Here is a 17,796-nt window from a genome sequence, read left to right as displayed (position 1 = left end):
CCCCTCTCCCACAGGGAGAGGGGCGCCAGTCCGAAGCGGATGCAAGCTACGGTTCACACTTGCACTCCCGCCGCGGTACGGCCGGTGAAGCGACGGGCCAGACGATCGAAGGCCAGGTAGATCACCGGAGTGGTGAACAGGGTCAGCACCTGAGAGAGCAGCAGGCCGCCCACCATCACCAGGCCCAGGGGCTGGCGCAGCTCCGCGCCGGAACCGGTGGCGAGCATCAACGGGATGGCGCCGAACAGGGCCGCCAGGGTAGTCATCAGGATCGGCCGGAAGCGCAGCAGCGCCGCCTGGTAGATGGCCGCCTCAGGCGACATGCCCTGCTGCCGTTCGGCCTCAAGGGCGAAGTCGATCATCATGATCGCGTTCTTTTTCACGATGCCGATCAGCAGGATGATGCCGATGATGGCGATCAGGCCCAGGTCATTGCCGGTCAGCAGCAAGGCCAGCAAGGCACCGACACCAGCCGAGGGCAGCGTGGAGAGAATGGTTACCGGGTGGATGTAGCTCTCGTAGAGCACACCCAGAACGATGTACATGGTCACTACGGCCGCGAGGATCAGCAGCAGCGTGCTCGACAGCGAGGCCTGGAAGGCTGCCGCTGCACCCTGGAAGCGAATCTGGATGCCTTCCGGCATGCCGATTTCCTGCTGTACCCGCTCGATCACCTCCACGGCTTCGCCTAGCGCCACGTCAGGCGCGAGGTTGAATGACAGCGTTACCGCCGGGAACTGACCGATGTGGTTGATGGCCAGTTGCGCCTGGCGCTCCTCCACCTTCGCCAACGCGGTTAGCGGCACCTGGCTGCCGGCGCTGGTGGCAACGTGGATCTGCTGCAGCGCCTGCGGCCCGATCTGCTCGCCCGGGGCGGACTCCAGCACCACGCGGTATTGGCTGGCCTGGGTGAAGATGGTTGAAATCTGCCGCTGGCCGAAGGCGTCGTACAGCGCATCAGTGATACTGGATATCTCCACGCCGAGTCGCCCGGCCATGTCACGGTCGATGTTCAGGTACACCTGCAGCCCCTTGTCCTGCAGGTCGCTGGCCACATCCGAGAGCTCCGGCTGCTGGCGCAAAGCGTCGACCAGCTTGCTGGTCCACTCGTTGAGCAGGTCGGCGTCCGGTGACTCCAGGCTGAACTGGAACTGGGTGCGGCTGACCCGGTCTTCGATGGTCAGATCCTGCACCGGCTGCAGGTAGACGCGGATATCGCTCTGGCGTTCCAGTTCCGGTTGCAGGCGCTGGATCACTTCGCTGGCGGTCAGGTCACGCTCGGCATGGGGCTTGAGGTTGATCAGCAGGCGCCCACTGTTGAGGGTGACGTTGTCGCCGTCCACGCCGATGTAGGAAGTCAGGCTTTCTACCGCAGGGTCCTTGAGGATCAGCGCAGCGGCATGCTGCTGACGCTCGCTCATGGAGCGGAACGAGACGGACTGCGGCGCCTCGGTGATGCCCTGGATGACACCGGTGTCCTGCACCGGGAAGAAGCCCTTGGGCACGGCCAGATAAAGCAGCACGGTCAGCACCAACGTGCCCACCGCCACCAGCAGCGTCAGCCCCTGGTGTTTGAGCACCCAGGTCAGGCCGCGGCCGTAGCTCGCGATCATGCCATCGATGAGGGCGCCGCTGGCCTTGTAGAAGCCGCCCCCTTCTTCCTTGGTTTCGCGCTTGAGCAGGCGTGCGCACATCATCGGCGTCAGGGTCAGGGATACGACCAGGGAGATGAGGATGGCCACCGCCAGGGTGATGGCGAACTCGCGGAACAGGCGCCCTACCACGTCGGCCATGAACAGCAGCGGGATCAGCACCGCGATCAGCGAGAAGGTCAGCGAGATCAGCGTGAAGCCGATCTGCCTGGCTCCCTTGAGCGCCGCCTCCAGCGGTGTGGCGCCCTCCTCCAGGTGCCGCGCGATGTTCTCCAGCATGACGATGGCGTCGTCGACCACGAAACCAGTGGCGATGGTCAGCGCCATCAGCGTCAGGTTGTTGATGGAGAAGCCGGCCAGGTACATGACCGCGAAGGTGCCCACGAGCGACAAAGGCACGGCGATGGACGGAATGATGGTGGCGCTGAGGCGACGCAGGAACAGGAAGGTGACCATCACCACCAGGGCGATGGCGAGGAACAGCTCATGCCTCACATCGGTGATGGCGGCGCGAATGGTCTGGGTGCGGTCGGTGAGCACCACCACGTCCAGGCCCGCCGGCAGGTTGGCGGTGATGGAAGGCAGCAGCGCCTGGATGCGGTCGACCACCTCGATCACATTCGCGCCAGGTTGGCGCTGGATGTTCAGCAGCACCGCTTCGTTCTGGTTAGCCCAGGCGGCGAGGCGTTCGTTCTCGGCACCGTCGACGATGTCGGCCACATCCTTCAGGCGCAGCGCCGCACCGTTCTGGTAGGCAAGGATCAGGTTGGCGTATTCCTCAGCCGACTTGAGCTGATCGTTGGCGTCCAGCATCGACACGCGCGTCGGGCCGTCGAAGTTACCCTTGGGCTGGTTAACGTTCGACGCACCGACCAGGCTGCGCACATCCGACAGGTTCAGGCCGTTGGCCGCCAGGGCTTCCGGGTTGACGCGAATGCGCACGGCCTGGCGCTGGCCACCCGCAATGCTGACCATGCCGACGCCACTGATCTGCGCCAGCTTCTGGGCCATGCGCGTGTCGACCAGGTTATGCAGCTTGGGCAGCGGCATGGTCGTGGAGCTGACCGACAGGGTCAGGACGGGCGTGTCCGCCGGGTTGACCTTGTTGTACACGGGCGGAGCCGGCAGGTCGTTGGGCAACAGGTTGGTTGCCGCATTGATCGCTGCTTGCACCTCCTGCTCGGCCACGTCCAGCTGGACTTCCAGGCTGAAGCGCAAGGTGATCACAGAGGCGCCGCCGGAGCTGGTGGAGGACATCTGCGTCAGCCCCGGCATCTGCCCGAACTGGCGCTCCAGCGGCGCGGTTACGGCGCTGGTCATCACATCCGGACTGGCGCCCGGATAGAGGGTCATGACGCGGATGGTCGGGTAATCCACCTCCGGCAGTGCGGAAACCGGCAACAGGCGGTAGGCGATCAGGCCGGCGAGGAGGATCGCCAGCATGCTCAGGGTGGTGGCGACCGGCCGCAGGATGAACAGACGCGAGAGATTCATACGCCGCCTTTCGCGTCCTGGCCAGCCGGCTTGGCGCCCTGCAGCTGCCCGCTGGGCTCGGCAGGCTCTTCGTCCTTGTCGTGCACCACTTCCACTTCGCTGCCATCGCGCAGGCGGTCAGTGCCTTCCAGCACCACCTTGTCGCCCGGCGCCAGCCCTTTGCTGACCACAGTCAGCTCACCGTTGTCAGGGCCAGTTTCGAGCTGCCTGACCTTGACCTTCTTCTCGCCGTCCATCACGTAGGCAAAGGTGCCCTGGCTGCCGAACTGCACAGCGGCCGAAGGGATCAGCACCGCTTGCGGGATCAGGTCGGCGCGCAGGCGCACATTCACGAACTGGTTGGGGAACAGCATCTCGTCGTCGTTGGCGAACCGGGCCTTGAGCTTCAGCGTGCCGGTGGTGGTGTCGATCTGGTTGTCCAGGCTCTGCAACACACCTTCGGCCTGCTTGACCTTGTCAGCGCGGTCCCAGGCTTCGACCACCAGCAGCTGACCGTTGCGGAAGCGCGAAACCACGGCGGGCAGCTGGCCCTCCGGCAGGGTGAAGGCCACGCTGATCGGTTTGGTCTGGGTGATCACCACCAGCGGCGTGGTGTCGCCACTGGTGACCAGGTTGCCAAGATCCACCTGGCGCAGGCCGAGGCGGCCGGAAATCGGCGCACGGACCTGGGTGAATTCAAGGTTCAGCCTGGCCTCGGCCACAGCGCCCTCGTTGGCCTTGAGGGTGCCTTTGTACTGGTTCACCAGTGCCGCCTGGGTATCCAGGGTCTGCTTGGCGATGCTGTCTTCGGCATACAGGCCCTTGTAGCGCGCCAGGTCGATCTCGGCATTCTTGAGCTGCGCCTGATTCTGCAGCAAAGTGCCCTGGGCCTGTTGCAAGGCGACCTGGTAGGGACGCGGATCAATCACTGCCAGCAGGTCGCCGGCTTTGACCTGCTGACCTTCTTCGAACTGCAATTTGACCAGCTCGCCGTCGACACGGCCGCGCACGTTCACCGTGTTCAGCGCGGTCACCGTGCCCAACGCTTTGAGGTACACAGGGAAGTCGGCTCGCGTCACGGTTGCCACACGCACCGGGACCGGTCCGGAGAACGCGCCGAAGCCCGGGCGTCCTGGCCCTCCTCGACCGCTTTTGCCGACGGGTTGGGCGGCCGTTTCCGGCCACAGCCACCAGATCAGCGCGAGCAAGGCGAGCAGACCGAAGGCGATGGTCATCCAATGACGAAGGGTGCGTGCGTGCGGGGTTTTTTGAGGATTTGGGGACATGATTCGGGTCAAGCTGTGCGAGAGCGTGAACGATAAGCAGTTGTAGCCGCCAGGCATAGCCTCTTTACCGGCTATTTACCAAGCCATTACATCGTCCTTGAGCCCTTGAACGCGGCTCGAGGCGCGCTCACCATGAAGCCTGCGAATTCTCAGCTGTAGGGGGAACCCCGTGTTCGAACGCTTGAAGCAGCACTTCGCTGCGCTGACCACTCATGCCGAGTTCCACGCCCTGCGCATCGTCCGGCAAACGGGCGAACACTGCAGCCTGCGACGCAATGTTCCCGAGCCGCCGGCTTTCACCGACGACCTGGGTGCGATGCTCAGCGTGCGCATCGCCGGCGTGGAGGCCTATGCCGCTACCAGCGACCTGAGTCTTGCCGGGCTGCAGCGTGCCCTCGAAGCCGCCGAGCGACAGGCCCAGATGATCAGTCGCCATGCCCTGATGCCGCCGGGTGAACCGCCGACACCGAAAGGCCAGGCTCATTACGAGTCGCCCAGCCTGCACCTCCCCTTTCCGGGCCTTGCCGAACGCTTCGAGCTGCTGGCCGAAGAGTCCGCGCGCGTCCCCAACGATCCGCGTCTGGCGAACTGGAACCTCTATCTCGACTGCCAGCGGCACGAACAGCTCTACCTCAATAGCGCAGGCGCCGAGCAATGGCAGGCGCTGCGCTTCGTCTATCCAGGCATCAGCGTGACCGCATTCGACGGCAGTGACAGCCAGACCCGCACTTTCGGTGGCTACGGCAGTGGCCAGCAAGGCGGAGCCGAGATACTTCAGCGCCTGGGATTCGTCGGTGCCTCAGCACGAGTTGCGGACGAAGCCCTGCAGCTGCTGCTGGCTCCCAATACCCCGAGCGGCCGCACCGACCTCTTGCTGATGCCCGACCAGATGATGCTGCAGATCCACGAATCCATTGGCCACCCGCTGGAACTGGACCGCATCCTCGGCGACGAGCGCAACTACGCCGGCACCAGCTTCATCGATCTTGCGGATTTTGGCCGCTACCAGTACGGATCCAGGTTGCTGAATGTCACCTTCGACCCTGGCATCCCCGAAGAACTGGCCAGCTACAGCCACGACGATGACGGCCACCCGGCACGCAAGGAGTTGTTGATCCGAGATGGCCTGCTGCTGCGCCCCCTCGGCGGCACCCTGTCGCAACTGCGTAGCGGTTTGCCCGGAGTGGCCAACAGCCGCGCCAGCAGCTGGAACCGCGCGCCCATCGACCGCATGGCCAACCTCAACCTGGAGCCGGGCGACCAAAGCCTGGCCCAGTTGATCGCCGGCATCGAGCACGGGGTAATGATGTGTACCAACCGCTCCTGGTCCATCGACGACGCACGCAACAAGTTCCAGTTCGGCTGCGAATGGGGCCGGTTGATAGTGAACGGCGAGCTCAAGGGTGTGGTGAAGAACCCCAACTACCGGGGCGTGTCCTCGCAGTTCTGGCGCAACCTTGCTGCCGTCGGCAATGCCAGCACCGTGGAAGTCCATGGCACGCCCTATTGTGGCAAGGGCGAGCCGAACCAGGTGGTGCGGGTCGGCCATGCTTCACCTGCCTGCGTGTTCAGCCAGGTCGACGTCTTCGGAGGTGCCGCCTGATGAGCCACGCAGAATCCCTGTTCACCGCCCTCGCCGAACGCCTGGGCCCCCAGTTGCAGACCGGCGAAGACTTCACCCTCTGGTACAGCGCCGAGGAGTCCGAATTCATCCGTCTCAACCACGCGCAAGTGCGCCAGGCCGGCCGGGTGCGTCAGGCCGTTGCCCGCTTGAAGCTGATCCGCGATGGGCGCCATGCGGAACTCGCCATCACCCTCACCGGCGATCTGGACACCGATCAACAGCGCCTCGCCGATGGTCTGGTGCAACTGCGAGTGGCCGTCAGCGAGCTGCCGGCTGATCCTTACCTGCAACTGGAACGAACGGCCTGGCAGCGTCGCACGCTCGACGAGGCTCGACTGCCGGACAGCACCGATGTCCTGGCGCAAATGACAACCTTGGCGAGCGGGCTGGACCTGGTCGGCATCTACGCCGCTGGCCCGCTCTATCGGGGCTTTGCCAACAGCTTTGGCGCCTTTGGCTGGCACGTTGCGCATAGCTTCAACTTCGACTGGAGCCTGTTCCACGCCAACGGCCAGGCCGTCAAAGCCGATTATGCGGGTGCCGAGTGGAGCCCGGACGAATTCGCCCGCCGCGTCAAGGATGCTCGCCAGCAACTGGACCACCTAGGCAAGCCGCTGCGCACCCTGGAACCCGGCGAGTACCGAGCCTACCTCGCTCCGGCCGCCCTCGATGAAGTGCTCGGCATGCTCGCCTGGGGCGGTTTTTCCGCCCGCGCTCTGGCCAACAAGGAAAGTCCGCTGCAACGCTTGCAGGAAGGCAGTGCCCAACTCAGCCCGCTACTCGACCTGGATGAGCGGGTGGCCGGCGCGATGGCCCCGGCATTCGGCCCGGAAGGTACGCCGCGCAGTGACGTTGCACTGCTGCGCGAAGGTCGCCTGACGGGCCAACTGGTCTACCCACGCAGCGCAAGCGAGTACGGCTTGACGGTCAACTGCGCCGACGCCAACGAGGCGCCTCAGTCGCTGGCCGTGGCTCCCGGCACGCTCCCTCTGGAGCAGGCGCTGGACGCTCTCGGTACCGGCCTTTACATCGGCAACCTGTGGTATCTGAACTGGTCCGACGTACCCGCCGCGCGCATCACCGGGATGACCCGTTTCGCCACGTTCTGGGTGGAGGATGGACGCATCCAGGCACCGGTCAGCACCATGCGCTTCGACGACAGTCTCTACAGTTTCCTCGGCGAGCACCTGGAGGCCCTGACCCAGGAGCGGCAGTTGCGCCTCTCCAACGCCACCTATGGCGAGCGCCAGACCTGGTCGACGCTGCTGCCGGGGGCGTTGACCAGCAAGCTGAAACTGACACTCTGAGAGCTGTGAGCACGTGGCGACGGATCAGCCGTTCGTCACGCACTCCAGCGCAGCATGCAGGCGAACAGTGCCCGGGCGGCGACAAGTGATCGCCACTTCCGCCAGGCCAAGCCAATCCGCCAGCTTTCGCAGATTTTCCGCCAGGGCGAGCAGGCCGCCCTCGCCCAGCCCCTGTTCTTCTTCGTGCAAGGCATGCACCGCCAGGCGATCCTGGGCGCGCTCGGCACGCAGATCAACGCGAGCCGCCAAGCGCTCGTCATGTAGGAATGGCAACACGTAGTAGCCGAACTGGCGCTTATGCTGAGGGGTGTAGATTTCCAGGCGATAGTGGAAGTCAAACAGGCGCTCGGTCCGCGCGCGTTCCCAGATTAGCGAGTCGAACGGCGAGAGCAAGGCACTGGCCTTCACCTTGCGCGGGATCTTCAGCTCGCCAGAGCAATAACCCGGCTGCCTCCATCCTTGCACCTCAACCTGCTGCAACTCGCCCGCTTCCACCAATTCGGCCAGCCGCGCCTGGCAATCCGCGGTCTCCAGGCGATAGTAGTCGCGCAGGTCGCGCTCGGTGGCCACACCAAGGGCCGCGGCCGAGCGCAACAACAGGCGGCGTTGAGCCTCGGCCTCGGGCAATTCGGGCTGGTTCAGCCACTCGCTCGGGATTACCCGCTCCGGCAAGTCGTAGAGGCGCTCGAAACCCCGTCGCCCCGCTACCGTGACTTCACCCGCAGCGAACAGCCATTCCAGCGCATGTTTTTCCGCGCTCCAATCCCACCAGGGGCCGGCGCGTTCGGCGCGAGTGCTCAAGGCTCCAGCCCCCAAGGCCCCTTGCTCGCGGACAGCCTGCAGCACACGCTGAATCACGCCCTGCTGTTCGAAACCGAAGCGCGCCAGTTGCTGGTAGATACCCTGGCCATTGGCCGCGCGTGCCATGCGCCAGCGCATAAGTGGATACAGATCCAGAGGCAGCAATGACGCTTCATGCCCCCAGTATTCGAACAGCGCGCGGTGCCTGGCCTTGCCCCAGGCCAGGTCATCCAGCAAGTCTCGGTCGTAATGACCCAGGCGCGAAAAGCCCGGCAAGTAGTGCGAACGCACCAGGGCGTTAACGGAGTCGATCTGCACAACGCCCAATGCATCGAGCTGCGCCCGCAATTGACGATGGCGGACAATGCCACGGGGTATGCGGGCGAAACCCTGGGCGCTGAGCGCCAAGCGGCGGGCCTCTGCCTGGGAAAGCGATGGCGTCATGGGGGGGGCTCCCTGCCGTGAAATACCGACACTTCACAGCAAAGTAGCATCAACCTCCGGTTGAGTCGCCGCTGGCCGAAAAGGGCCCGACGGGCATCCATTGATCGGGAGCCAGGAAGGTCTGGCGGAAGGTGAAGGCTTCGGGCGTGGGCCCTGCCTCACGCAGCAAAGCGAGTTTGTGGGCAGCCTCGGCCACGTCCGGACGATGCCCCTGTGGCACCCACCAAAGCACCTGGTGAGCATGGGCGGTCCGTTCGAACCACTCCTTGCGCCGCTTGAGCATCTCGACGTGGGCCGACTTGTAGACGAACTCGGTGAGGCTGGCCACATCCCTCCATACCGAGAGATTGACTAGCACATCCTCGCCAAATGGCCGAATGGCAGTGGCATCGCCCCCTTCGTCTTGCAACCTCCAGACGAAGCCCGCCGCAGCCTCGGCCAAGGCGTTGACGGGCTCCAGATTGGCGACGAAGTCGGCCATCTGTGGCGTGTCCAGCGGCGCCTTCATCCAGGCGATGTTCACCTGGGCCAGTTCATAGTGTTGCGACATCGGATACTCCCTGTTGTCCTTGAGTTGGGTTGGCGGCTCATTTTTTCAGCGGATCGTCCCAGAAAGGCCGCTCGCTCTCTTGCATGACATCGCTATGGGTCAGGCCGATGTCCTTGAGCATTTCATCGCTCAAGGTTGCCAGCTGATAGCGCTCCCGCGCCAATTGGTTCCAGCGCTTGACCTGCTTCCATGCCCGCTCGATCAGATTGTCGCGGCTGGGTGAACCCAGGGCCTGACCTTGATGCAGCGTACCGACAAAACCGTATTGACCTTTCATCGTGCAACCCTCCGTTCGGGGATGGCGCCAGTTTCAGGCCCGGCCTATGATCAATCCAACGAATGTTTCTGATGCACTGCATCTCAGGATTTGATGTATGAGTTACCCCGCCATCGATACCGAACTGCTCCGCACCTTCGTCGCCATCGCCGACAACGGCGGTTTCACCCGCGCGGCCGAGGCGGTCAACCGCACCCAATCGGCGGTGAGCATGCAGATGAAGCGCCTGGAGGAAGACGTGCTGCAGCGCACGGTGTTCGAGCGCGACGGACGCCAGGTGCGACTGACCGCGGAGGGCCAGATCCTGCTGGGCTACGCTCGGCGCATCCTGAAGCTGCACGGCGAAGTGATGAACACCCTGCGCCAGCCACATATGGTCGGCTCGGTGCGCATCGGCACGCCGGATGACTACGTGATGCGTTTTCTGCCCGGCATCCTCTCGCGCTTCGCCCAGTCCTACCCGCTGGTGCAGGTGGAAGTGCATTGCGAATCCTCGTCGCAATTGCTGCAACGCCAGGACCTGGACCTCACCATCGTCACCCGCAAGCCGGGCAACGAAATCGGCGAGCTGCTGCGCCAGGAACGCTTCGTCTGGGCCGAGGCGATCGGCTTCAGCCCCCACGAGCAACGCCCCATGCCCTTGGCCATGTTCAACACCGATTGCTTCTGTCGTGCCTGGGCTTGCAATGCGCTGGACGCCATCGAGCGCGAATACCGGGTCGCTTACTCCAGCCCCAGCCTGTCGGCGATCATGGCGGTAGTCAGTGCAGGCCTCGCCGTGACGGCCCAACTACAAAGCCTGATCACGCCCGACCAGCGCATCCTCGGCGAAGCCGAAGGCCTGCCCCAGCTACCGATGTGCAGCATCGTGCTGGTCCGCAACCAGAGCAGCCAGTCGCCGGTCACCGAAACCCTCGCCGAGCACATCGTCGAAGGTTTCAGGATCTAACTGCGATCTCTCCGCAGGTTGGTGCGGGCCACGCTGGTCTGAGCTTGCGAAGCCCAACAAGGCAGGCGCAGCGTGCCGTGGGATGTTGGGCTTCGCAAGCTCAGTACCAACCTGCCTACGGCCCGGCCTGCTTCATCAACAGCAACGCCGCACACAGCACCAGGAATGCACAGAACAGCGAGCGCAGCACCCGTTCCGGCAAGGCGTGGGCCAGGCGCACACCCCAGCTGATGCTAAGCAGGCCACCCGCTGCCAGGGGCAGTCCCATTGCCCAGCTCACATGATCGTGCAGCCCATAAGTCGCCAGGGTCACGGCGGTACTAGGGGCCGCCAGGGCCAGCGAAAGGCCTTGGGCCGCCACCTGTGTGGTACCGAACACGCTGGTCAGCACCGGAGTGGCAATCACCGCACCGCCCACGCCGAACAATCCTCCCGCAGCACCGGCCGCACCGCCCAGCACACCCAGCAAGGGCCAGGGGTGACGCAATTCGCTGCTGGCTGCGGTCTTGGCCATGAACATCCTGGCAGCGTTGTAGGCAGCCAGCACCAGCAGGAAGGCGACGAACGCCAGGCGCATATTGGACGCGTCGACACGTACGGCAAACAGCGAGGCCAGCCAGGCACAGGCGAAGCCGGTCGCTGCCAGCAGCCCCGCGTAGCGCGCATCGATGCGGTTGCGTTGGTGGTAGCGCCAGAGCGCCAGCAGCACATTCGGCACTACCATCACCAGCGCGGTTCCCTGGGCCAATTGCTGGTCAAGGCCGAACAGCACGCCCAGTGCCGGAATGGCAATCAACCCACCGCCAATGCCAAAAAGCCCACCCAAGGTACCGAGGGCAGCACCAAGCACCAGGTTGAACACGATCGCCAGCAAATCCATAGCGCCTCCATTGAGCTGCCGCGCATGCTACGCAGCCCTGGCTGGAACGGAAACGCACAGCGGCGCAAAATGGCTGTGCACATATCGCAAAGGCAAGCCTATGAATCCCGATGCCCTTACCGAGCAGCTGGCACTGTTCCTTGATGTGATGGACGCTGGCAGCTTTTCCGCCGCCGCTCGCCGCCATCCACTAACACCTTCCGCAGTGGCACGACGGATCGACTCCCTGGAACGGGCCCTGGGCAGCAGCCTGTTCGTCCGCAGTACCCACGCGGTACGGGCAACACCCGCCGGCCTGGCTTTTGCCGAGCGCGCCAGGCGCATTCTCGCCGAACTGCGCCTGGCCCGCGCCGAGGCGGTGTCACTCAGCAGCGCGCCAGAAGGTTTGATCCGCATAGATGCGCCGGCCCCGTTCGGCCGTCGCCACTTGGCTCCGGCCATTGCCGAGTTCCTGGTGACCTACCCCGGCCTGGATGTGCAGTTGCGGCTGATCGACAGCTTCATCGACATGGAAGGCGAGCACCTTGGGCAGGTGGATCTGGTGTTGCGCATCGGACCGCTGGCGGATACCCGCCTGGTGGCCACGCCACTGGCGCCCCTGGTGCGCGTACTCTGCGCTAGCCCAGACTACCTCAAGCGGCGCGGCATTCCCCGCAGTGTGCGCGAACTGCCCGAGCACGACGGGCTGGACTGGGACGCCCTGGCGCCGCCGTACGCATGGCGCTTCGAGGTGGATGGGCGCCTCCAATCGATACGCCCCGGACGCATGCGCATGACCGCAAACAACGCCGAAACGCTGCTGTTCAGCGCCCTCGCCGGCCTCGGCATCGCTCACCTGCCCACCTGGTTGATCAGCGACTACCTGGTACGTGGCGAGTTGGTGCCGCTGTTCTGCGAGAACGGCCTGCCCCCTCCGGAACCCAGCGGCATCTATGCCTTGCGCCTGGAAGGTGAGGCCAGTTCGCGCAGCCGTTTGTTGCTGGAGTTCCTGAAGAGCCGTTTCGGCCCCGTGCCGCCCTGGGACCTGGCTCTGCAAAGCGGCCTGGGTCGAGGTTGATCAACCCGGTAGCTGTACGACCCGCGTCCCTGCCGTGAGGTCGTGCAGGCAGCGCCGGTCACCGCGGAAGATGAACAGGTAGTTCACCAGCACCAGCAAAGCGCCCACCAATGGGATGTATGCCACCAGCCACCAGATCAGGTAACGCTTGACGATCAACCCGGCCAGCTCGGGCTTCTCCCCCTGCAAGCCGATGATGGCGATTTTCAGTACGCGCTTGCCGACCGTCTGCCCATACTGATTGAGGAAGTGGCCATTGATCAGCACAAACGCGACGAGTCCCACAACCAACCCCAACAACTGCTGGCCGAGCGTCGGTTCGAGACCTTGCTTGGCCGCCTCGAAGGCACCACTGAAAAAAGCGACTGGCAGGGTCGTCAGGCTCATGATCAAGCCATCGATCAACGCTGCCCCCAAGCGCGTCCCGCGACTCGCCAGCAATGGTTCGGCTGTGCTCAGCGTCAGCTCCGCCTGAGGAGCCTGATAGGGGTTCTCCAGATTTTCCATGCTGCTCTCCGTGCTGTTATCGGTCTTGCAAGTGTGGCTTGTTCGGCGCCTCTCGCAAGAAAGCCTCTAGCTGGCCGGTTGCCCCAGCCGGCCACTGCCCCTCATAAATTTTGCCCGCGAAAGACTTGCGCGCTAAATTAGTGACATTCCACAGCCCGGAGACAGCCATGGCCGCCAACGAAACCTGTAAAGAACTGCTGCTCGACAACCAGCTGTGCTTCGCCCTGTATTCCACGTCGCTGATGATGACCAAGGTCTACAAGCCGTTGCTTCAGGAACTCGGCCTGACCTACCCGCAATACCTCGCGATGATGGTGCTCTGGGAACGTGACGGCATCACCGTTGGCGAAATCAGCACCCGATTGCTCACCGACCCCGGCTCGCTTACGCCCCTGCTCAAGCGCCTGGAGGCCGAGGGACTGCTCACGCGTACCCGCAGCACCAAGGACGAGCGCGTGGTGGAACTGCGTCTAACAGACAAGGGCCGGGCCATGCAGGAGCAGGCGAAGCGCGTTCCCGCGTGCATCCTGACGGCAACGGAGCTGGGCCTGGATGAGCTTGGCAGCCTCAAATCCGAACTCGTCGCCCTGCGTAACAGCCTGCAAAAGGCCGTCTGACCTACTCATTCCAGAATCTGCATAGGTTTATTTCGAAATTCTCTAAGCTGTATCTTGCGCGCTAACTTTATTCGCACTAAATTTCTATCCACGCACTTACTTAGCGCGCTAAATTTTACCAAGCAAACCACCTGGAGACTTCGACATGCAAACCATCAAAGCGCTGTACACCGCCACTGCAACTGCCACCGGCGGTCGTGACGGACGGGCCATTTCTTCCGATGGATTCCTCGACGTGAAACTGACCACCCCCCGCGAACTCGGCGGCCTGGGCGGTGAAGCCACCAACCCCGAGCAACTGTTCGCAGCCGGCTATTCAGCCTGCTTCATCGGCGCCCTGAAGTTCGTTGCCAGTCAGAACAAGCGCCAGATCCCGGCCGACGCCTCCATCACCGGCAAGGTCGGAATCGGCCAGATCCCAGGCGGATTCGGCCTGGAAGTGGAACTCAACATAGACTTGCCGGGCCTTGACCGCGCCGCCGCGGAAGAACTGGTAGCCGCCGCTCACCAGGTCTGTCCGTACTCGAACGCCACTCGCGGCAACATCGACGTCCGTCTGAACGTCACTGTCTGAACCCAGCCCACCCAACTGGAGGAACATGAAGATGAAACCGATCAGCACGATTCTCGCCGGTAGCCTGCTCGCTCTTTCAGTGGGCAGCGCTTTCGCCGCCGGTAGCCCAGGCGTCGAACGCAACACCCAGTCTTTCCTCGAGGCCCTGGCCGCAGGCGGCGGCAAGCCGCTGGAGACCCTGGCGCCGAAAGATGCCCGTGCCGTGCTGGTGGGTGCCCAGGCAAGCGTCAAGCTGGAACTGCCCAGGGCCGATGTCAGCCAGAAGACCATCACCGCCGATGGCCAGCAAATCGACCTGACCATCGTCCGACCCGCAGGCGCCAAGGGTACCTTGCCGGTCTTCATGTTCTTCCACGGTGGTGGCTGGGTGCTGGGTGACTACCCGACCCACGAACGCCTGATTCGTGACCTGGTGGCCGGATCCGGTGCGGTGGCCGTTTACGTCAACTACACACCTTCCCCCGAGGCCAAGTATCCGACGGCCATCAACCAGGCCTATGCGGCGACCAAGTGGGTGGCCGAGCATGGCCAGGAGATCGGGGTCGACGGCAAGCGCCTGGCCGTGGCCGGCAACAGCGTGGGCGGCAACATGGCGGCAGTGGTCAGCCTGATGGCCAAGGACAAGGGCACGCCGAAGCTCCGCTTCCAGGCACTGCTCTGGCCGGTCACCGACGCCAACTTCAACAACGCGTCGTACAACCAGTTCGCCGACGGCCACTTCCTCAGCAAGAGCCTGATGCAGTGGTTCTGGGATAACTACACCACCGATCCGCGCCAGCGCGCCGAGATCTATGCCTCGCCGCTGCAAGCGTCGGTGGAGCAACTGAAAGGCCTGCCACCAACCCTGGTGCAGACTGCGGAGTTCGATGTGCTACGTGACGAAGGCGAAGCCTACGCCCGCAAGCTGGACGCAGCCGGCGTGACGGTGACGTCAGTGCGCTACAACGGGATGATCCATGACTTTGGCCTGCTCAACGTTCTGGCCAACGTCCCCGGCACCCGTTCGGCCATGCAACAAGCCTCCGAAGAGCTGAAGAAACACCTGCAGTAAGCAAACAGCGCAAAAAACGAAAAAGCCCGGCGTCAGCCGGGCTTTTTCTTGTCTCGCAAAAGGCTTAGGCCTTCACGCGGGACTTGTACTCGCCGGTGCGGGTATCGATCTCGATGGAGTCGCCGATTTCGCAGAAAGCGGAAACCTGCAGCTCGGCACCGTTGTGCAGGCGGGCAGTTTTCATCACCTTGCCGGAGGTGTCACCACGGACGGACGGTTCGGTGTAGGCGATTTCGCGAACGATGGTGGTCGGCAGTTCGACGGAGATCACGCGATCGTTGTAGAAAACGGCTTCGCAGACATCGGTCATGCCGTCTTCGATGAAGGTCATGACGCCTTCCAGGTCAGCTTTCTCGATCTCGTACTGGTTGAACTCGGTGTCCATGAAGACGTACAGGGGATCGGCGAAGTAGGAGTAGGTCACTTCCTTGCGTTCGAGGATGACCGGCTCCAGCTTGTCGTCGGCCTTGAACACGGTTTCAGTGCCGGCGCCGGTCAGCAGGTTTTTCAGCTTCATCTTGACGACTGCGCTGTTACGGCCGGACTTGTTGAACTCGGCCTTCTGGATGACCCAGGGAGCGCCATTGATGTTGGCGACTTGGCCGGCGCGGAACTCTTGAGCGGTTTTCATACGAATATCCGATTTGGATGAGTGACAAAAAACAGGCCGCGTATCATAGCGAATTTGTACAAAACTGCACCAGACCCGTCGCCAGGTCGGTTTGGCCAGCCTGAGCAGTGCACCATTGCTCGGCATGCCGCTGCAACTCTGGCCATTGGACAGCCAGCGCAGCCCAGGCTTCAGCCATGCCCTCGCCGCCATTCCAGGCTCTCCAGGCTTCAGCCAGCGCCAGCCCTGCGCTGGGCGACAGCTCCTGCAGGTAGAGGTCGAGAAACGCTTCCAGCTTTTCCCAATGGGCGTCCGCCTCCTGCTGGTAAATGTGCCACAGGAATGGTCGCCCGGCCCATTGTGCGCGAACGAACGAATCTTCTCCGCGCACAGCGTTCAACTCGCAGCTCCAAAGCAATCGGTCGTAATCGTCCTGGCTGACGAAAGGCAGCACATGGATACTCACGCTACCGCGGCGCAAATGTGCGCCGGCTGCTAGTGAATTTTCTCCGAGCCAACCCGCAACGTCCCCCAGTACGCGACCAACGGGCACCAGCAACTGCACGGGACGCTGGCCGGACGCCAGCTGATCCAGCCAGCCCGACAATGCCGGGTTCTCATAGGCGAACAGAGAGATCAGTTGGGCACCCTCTTGCAGAGGCACGCCCAGTGATTGCAGGAACTCCCGCCGAGCATCTGGATCAGCCTGAAACGCGCGGCGCCGTTCAATCAGCCCCGCCTCGCGCAACAGGCCGCCGGTGTCGGGCGTGAATCCGGGGAAATAGAAATATTTCAGCAACCCATTGGATTGGAACGAAGGCAGCCCGTGACAACCGGCTACCCACTCCTCGGCGCTCAGGTATTCCAGGTTGAGCCAGTGCGGTCGGAGCTCTCTGGCAGCCATCTCGGCGAGGTAGGGCGCCGGCAACTGGCAGGCGAAAGCTTCGATCACCACATCCGCAGGCTCGGCACCTGGCCACTCCTTGCGCCAATGCCGGATCTCAACCCCCTGCTGCCACTGCGACTCGGCCATGGGATCGGACCCTGGGCAAAGCGGTGCAAACACAGCGGGCTCGTCCACCCATAGTCGAACCGACTGCCCATGATCGGCCACCAACTGCCGGGCCAGTCGCCAGGTCACGCCGATATCGCCAAAGTTATCGACAACGTTGCAGAAAATGTCCCACTTCACGATTCAGGGCTTCCGGGAAAAAGAGAAGTGTAACCAGTCCCGGCACCCAGCAGCAGGAAATCCCCACGTCGCCCGCCATGAGCCGATTCAACGAACCGGCTGCGGCACTTGAAACAAAATGCCCGCCATATAGGCGGGCCAAGGTTGGGAGCATGGAGCAGAACAGGTTTGGCTGAGATAACCCTCAAGCCAGGAATTGGTTGGAATCACGTTGGCGCCTGGCCAACTCGAGCAGCCAGATGGACTTGCTGGCACCAGCAGCGTCACGCGAGACGAAGGGGCCGGAGCGCATCACGCCGTCCACTGCAACAATCCAGCAGGCCATGTGCCCTTCAGACCTGAGCGACTCTGGAACAGCGGTACCGATCAGGGATACGACATCGACGTGGGACATGGCCACCTCCATCAACTTGCGTTGAAGAGAGACTAAGTCCCGCATGCAACCAATAGAAATCAACCGTTTCGATAGTGCTCATACGTATCGCCAATTGGCAGGGGGCACTTCGCCATTCCTCACCCGGCCCGGGCTGACCACCTGTTCAAGAGACGTCGACGCGGGCCGACGGTATGGAAGCAACCTCCACCGACACCCGCAGACTGGTTCAAACCCAGGTCAACGATGCGAGCCCCTGCTCGCCGTCATGGCGGCCCGGTTGCCATTGGGCCGCGCCACCCGCGGCTGGACTGGCTATTCCGCTCCCCTGCCTCGCGACGTGCAGTACCAACGGTTCCGGGCTGGCTAACGTGCTGATGGCGCAACGACTTGCCGTCTCCGGTTAACCTTGGCGCGAGCAGATGCCTGGTGGCCATGTCAGGTTGTCCTCGCCGATGATTCGAAAGTGTTGATGGGAATACTTAGGACACGCACCATCCTAATCACCATTCGTGACCAGAAAAGCACATTTCGTGATTATCAGCGGTTTCACTCAACAATCAGGATCAGCG

17 protein-coding genes are annotated in these 17,796 nt (G+C 63.2%); 7 read left to right on the top strand and 10 right to left on the bottom strand.

Going from position 1 to position 17,796, the window contains the following annotated elements; translation table 11 throughout:
• Window positions 1-53 precede the first annotated feature (53 nt).
• Both OXH74_RS20200 and OXH74_RS20195 read right to left on the bottom strand, forming a co-directional pair.
• Entirely contained in the window at window positions 54-3,146 is a 3,093-nt protein-coding gene (locus OXH74_RS20200) for an MdtB/MuxB family multidrug efflux RND transporter permease subunit (protein ID WP_375738539.1), read from the bottom strand.
• Window positions 3,143-4,411 (bottom strand): MdtA/MuxA family multidrug efflux RND transporter periplasmic adaptor subunit, encoded by a 1,269-nt coding sequence (locus tag OXH74_RS20195; RefSeq protein ID WP_375738538.1) that lies wholly within the window; start codon window positions 4,409-4,411, stop codon window positions 3,143-3,145. Before OXH74_RS20195 ends, OXH74_RS20200 begins: the two co-directional genes overlap by 4 nt.
• A gap of 169 nt (window positions 4,412-4,580) precedes the next feature.
• On the opposite strand from OXH74_RS20195, the gene OXH74_RS20190 reads away from it, so the two are divergent.
• Both OXH74_RS20190 and OXH74_RS20185 read left to right on the top strand, forming a co-directional pair.
• The gene (locus OXH74_RS20190) at window positions 4,581-6,014 is read left to right on the top strand and encodes a TldD/PmbA family protein (RefSeq protein WP_375738537.1); all 1,434 of its coding nucleotides are present in this window, start codon (window positions 4,581-4,583) and stop codon (window positions 6,012-6,014) included.
• A complete protein-coding gene (locus OXH74_RS20185; protein WP_375738536.1) occupies window positions 6,014-7,342 on the top strand; it encodes a TldD/PmbA family protein in 1,329 nt (442 codons plus the stop codon). Before OXH74_RS20190 ends, OXH74_RS20185 begins: the two co-directional genes overlap by 1 nt.
• Window positions 7,343-7,366: 24 nt before the next feature.
• Here the strand turns inward: OXH74_RS20185 and OXH74_RS20180 are convergent, their stop codons facing one another.
• From OXH74_RS20180 to OXH74_RS20170, 3 genes are read right to left on the bottom strand one after another with little or no spacing between them, the layout of a single operon-like run.
• A complete protein-coding gene (locus tag OXH74_RS20180) occupies window positions 7,367-8,587 on the bottom strand; it encodes a winged helix-turn-helix domain-containing protein (RefSeq protein ID WP_375738535.1) in 1,221 nt (406 codons plus the stop codon).
• Window positions 8,588-8,636: 49 nt separating this feature from the next.
• Window positions 8,637-9,137, bottom strand: a complete 501-nt coding sequence (locus tag OXH74_RS20175) for a DUF3291 domain-containing protein (protein WP_375738534.1) — start codon at window positions 9,135-9,137, stop codon at window positions 8,637-8,639.
• Between the two features lie 37 nt (window positions 9,138-9,174).
• A complete protein-coding gene (locus OXH74_RS20170) occupies window positions 9,175-9,414 on the bottom strand; it encodes a DUF1127 domain-containing protein (RefSeq protein WP_215370646.1) in 240 nt (79 codons plus the stop codon).
• 97 nt (window positions 9,415-9,511) lie between these two features.
• Here OXH74_RS20170 and OXH74_RS20165 point away from each other — a divergent pair, with 97 nt between their 5' ends.
• Window positions 9,512-10,363 carry a LysR substrate-binding domain-containing protein gene (locus tag OXH74_RS20165; protein ID WP_215370642.1) on the top strand — a complete coding sequence of 284 codons (852 nt, stop codon included), beginning with the start codon at window positions 9,512-9,514 and terminating at the stop codon, window positions 10,361-10,363.
• Window positions 10,364-10,478: 115 nt separating this feature from the next.
• Here OXH74_RS20165 and OXH74_RS20160 read toward each other — a convergent pair whose 3' ends face one another.
• A complete protein-coding gene (locus OXH74_RS20160; protein WP_375738533.1) occupies window positions 10,479-11,243 on the bottom strand; it encodes a sulfite exporter TauE/SafE family protein in 765 nt (254 codons plus the stop codon).
• A 100-nt stretch (window positions 11,244-11,343) separates the two neighbouring features.
• Here OXH74_RS20160 and OXH74_RS20155 point away from each other — a divergent pair, with 100 nt between their 5' ends.
• Window positions 11,344-12,300: a LysR family transcriptional regulator gene (locus tag OXH74_RS20155; RefSeq protein ID WP_215370635.1), complete on the top strand. Its 957-nt coding sequence runs from the start codon at window positions 11,344-11,346 to the stop codon at window positions 12,298-12,300.
• Here OXH74_RS20155 and OXH74_RS20150 read toward each other — a convergent pair whose 3' ends face one another.
• On the bottom strand, window positions 12,301-12,807 hold the full coding sequence (locus OXH74_RS20150) for an RDD family protein (protein ID WP_215370632.1): 507 nt from the start codon (window positions 12,805-12,807) through the stop codon (window positions 12,301-12,303). It abuts the gene before it with no gap.
• Window positions 12,808-12,974: 167 nt separating this feature from the next.
• On the opposite strand from OXH74_RS20150, the gene OXH74_RS20145 reads away from it, so the two are divergent.
• The 3 genes from OXH74_RS20145 to OXH74_RS20135 all read left to right on the top strand — a co-directional run bounded on the left by OXH74_RS20145 (window position 12,975) and on the right by OXH74_RS20135 (window position 15,049).
• Window positions 12,975-13,424, top strand: a complete 450-nt coding sequence (locus OXH74_RS20145) for a MarR family winged helix-turn-helix transcriptional regulator (RefSeq protein ID WP_375738532.1) — start codon at window positions 12,975-12,977, stop codon at window positions 13,422-13,424.
• A 145-nt stretch (window positions 13,425-13,569) separates the two neighbouring features.
• Window positions 13,570-13,998 carry an organic hydroperoxide resistance protein gene (locus OXH74_RS20140; RefSeq protein ID WP_215370626.1) on the top strand — a complete coding sequence of 143 codons (429 nt, stop codon included), beginning with the start codon at window positions 13,570-13,572 and terminating at the stop codon, window positions 13,996-13,998.
• Window positions 13,999-14,029: 31 nt separating this feature from the next.
• Window positions 14,030-15,049: an alpha/beta hydrolase gene (locus OXH74_RS20135; RefSeq protein WP_375738531.1), complete on the top strand. Its 1,020-nt coding sequence runs from the start codon at window positions 14,030-14,032 to the stop codon at window positions 15,047-15,049.
• Window positions 15,050-15,113: 64 nt separating this feature from the next.
• Here OXH74_RS20135 and efp read toward each other — a convergent pair whose 3' ends face one another.
• From efp to OXH74_RS20120, 3 genes are all read right to left on the bottom strand, one after another.
• The gene (efp, locus tag OXH74_RS20130; RefSeq protein ID WP_215370620.1) at window positions 15,114-15,680 is read right to left on the bottom strand and encodes an elongation factor P; all 567 of its coding nucleotides are present in this window, start codon (window positions 15,678-15,680) and stop codon (window positions 15,114-15,116) included.
• Window positions 15,681-15,723: 43 nt separating this feature from the next.
• Complete coding sequence (gene earP, locus OXH74_RS20125; protein ID WP_375741654.1) at window positions 15,724-16,854, bottom strand: elongation factor P maturation arginine rhamnosyltransferase EarP; 1,131 nt, start codon at window positions 16,852-16,854, stop codon at window positions 15,724-15,726.
• Window positions 16,855-17,035: 181 nt separating this feature from the next.
• Window positions 17,036-17,245 (bottom strand): hypothetical protein, encoded by a 210-nt coding sequence (locus OXH74_RS20120; RefSeq protein ID WP_375738530.1) that lies wholly within the window; start codon window positions 17,243-17,245, stop codon window positions 17,036-17,038.
• Window positions 17,246-17,796: the final 551 nt, after the last annotated feature.

The sequence above is a fragment of the Metapseudomonas boanensis genome (assembly GCF_042232855.1).
GTDB classification, from domain to species: Bacteria; Pseudomonadota; Gammaproteobacteria; order Pseudomonadales; family Pseudomonadaceae; genus Metapseudomonas; species Metapseudomonas boanensis.
The sequence above is the reverse complement of the archived record's forward strand: the minus strand, read 5'-3'. Positions and strand labels throughout refer to the sequence as shown.

Bases quoted from the DNA above. Each gene is read 5' to 3' on its own strand.
- OXH74_RS20200 (WP_375738539.1), bottom strand. From the start codon at position 3,146: ATGAATCTCTCGCGTCTGTTCATCCTGCGGCCGGTCGCCACCACCCTG.
- OXH74_RS20195 (WP_375738538.1), bottom strand. From the start codon at position 4,411: ATGTCCCCAAATCCTCAAAAAACCCCGCACGCACGCACCCTTCGTCAT.
- OXH74_RS20185 (WP_375738536.1), top strand. From the start codon at position 6,014: ATGAGCCACGCAGAATCCCTGTTCACCGCCCTCGCCGAACGCCTGGGC.
- OXH74_RS20180 (WP_375738535.1), bottom strand. From the start codon at position 8,587: ATGACGCCATCGCTTTCCCAGGCAGAGGCCCGCCGCTTGGCGCTCAGC.
- OXH74_RS20175 (WP_375738534.1), bottom strand. From the start codon at position 9,137: ATGTCGCAACACTATGAACTGGCCCAGGTGAACATCGCCTGGATGAAG.
- OXH74_RS20170 (WP_215370646.1), bottom strand. From the start codon at position 9,414: ATGAAAGGTCAATACGGTTTTGTCGGTACGCTGCATCAAGGTCAGGCC.
- OXH74_RS20165 (WP_215370642.1), top strand. From the start codon at position 9,512: ATGAGTTACCCCGCCATCGATACCGAACTGCTCCGCACCTTCGTCGCC.
- OXH74_RS20160 (WP_375738533.1), bottom strand. From the start codon at position 11,243: ATGGATTTGCTGGCGATCGTGTTCAACCTGGTGCTTGGTGCTGCCCTC.
- OXH74_RS20155 (WP_215370635.1), top strand. From the start codon at position 11,344: ATGAATCCCGATGCCCTTACCGAGCAGCTGGCACTGTTCCTTGATGTG.
- OXH74_RS20150 (WP_215370632.1), bottom strand. From the start codon at position 12,807: ATGGAAAATCTGGAGAACCCCTATCAGGCTCCTCAGGCGGAGCTGACG.
- OXH74_RS20145 (WP_375738532.1), top strand. From the start codon at position 12,975: ATGGCCGCCAACGAAACCTGTAAAGAACTGCTGCTCGACAACCAGCTG.
- OXH74_RS20140 (WP_215370626.1), top strand. From the start codon at position 13,570: ATGCAAACCATCAAAGCGCTGTACACCGCCACTGCAACTGCCACCGGC.
- OXH74_RS20135 (WP_375738531.1), top strand. From the start codon at position 14,030: ATGAAACCGATCAGCACGATTCTCGCCGGTAGCCTGCTCGCTCTTTCA.
- efp (WP_215370620.1), bottom strand. From the start codon at position 15,680: ATGAAAACCGCTCAAGAGTTCCGCGCCGGCCAAGTCGCCAACATCAAT.
- OXH74_RS20120 (WP_375738530.1), bottom strand. From the start codon at position 17,245: ATGTCCCACGTCGATGTCGTATCCCTGATCGGTACCGCTGTTCCAGAG.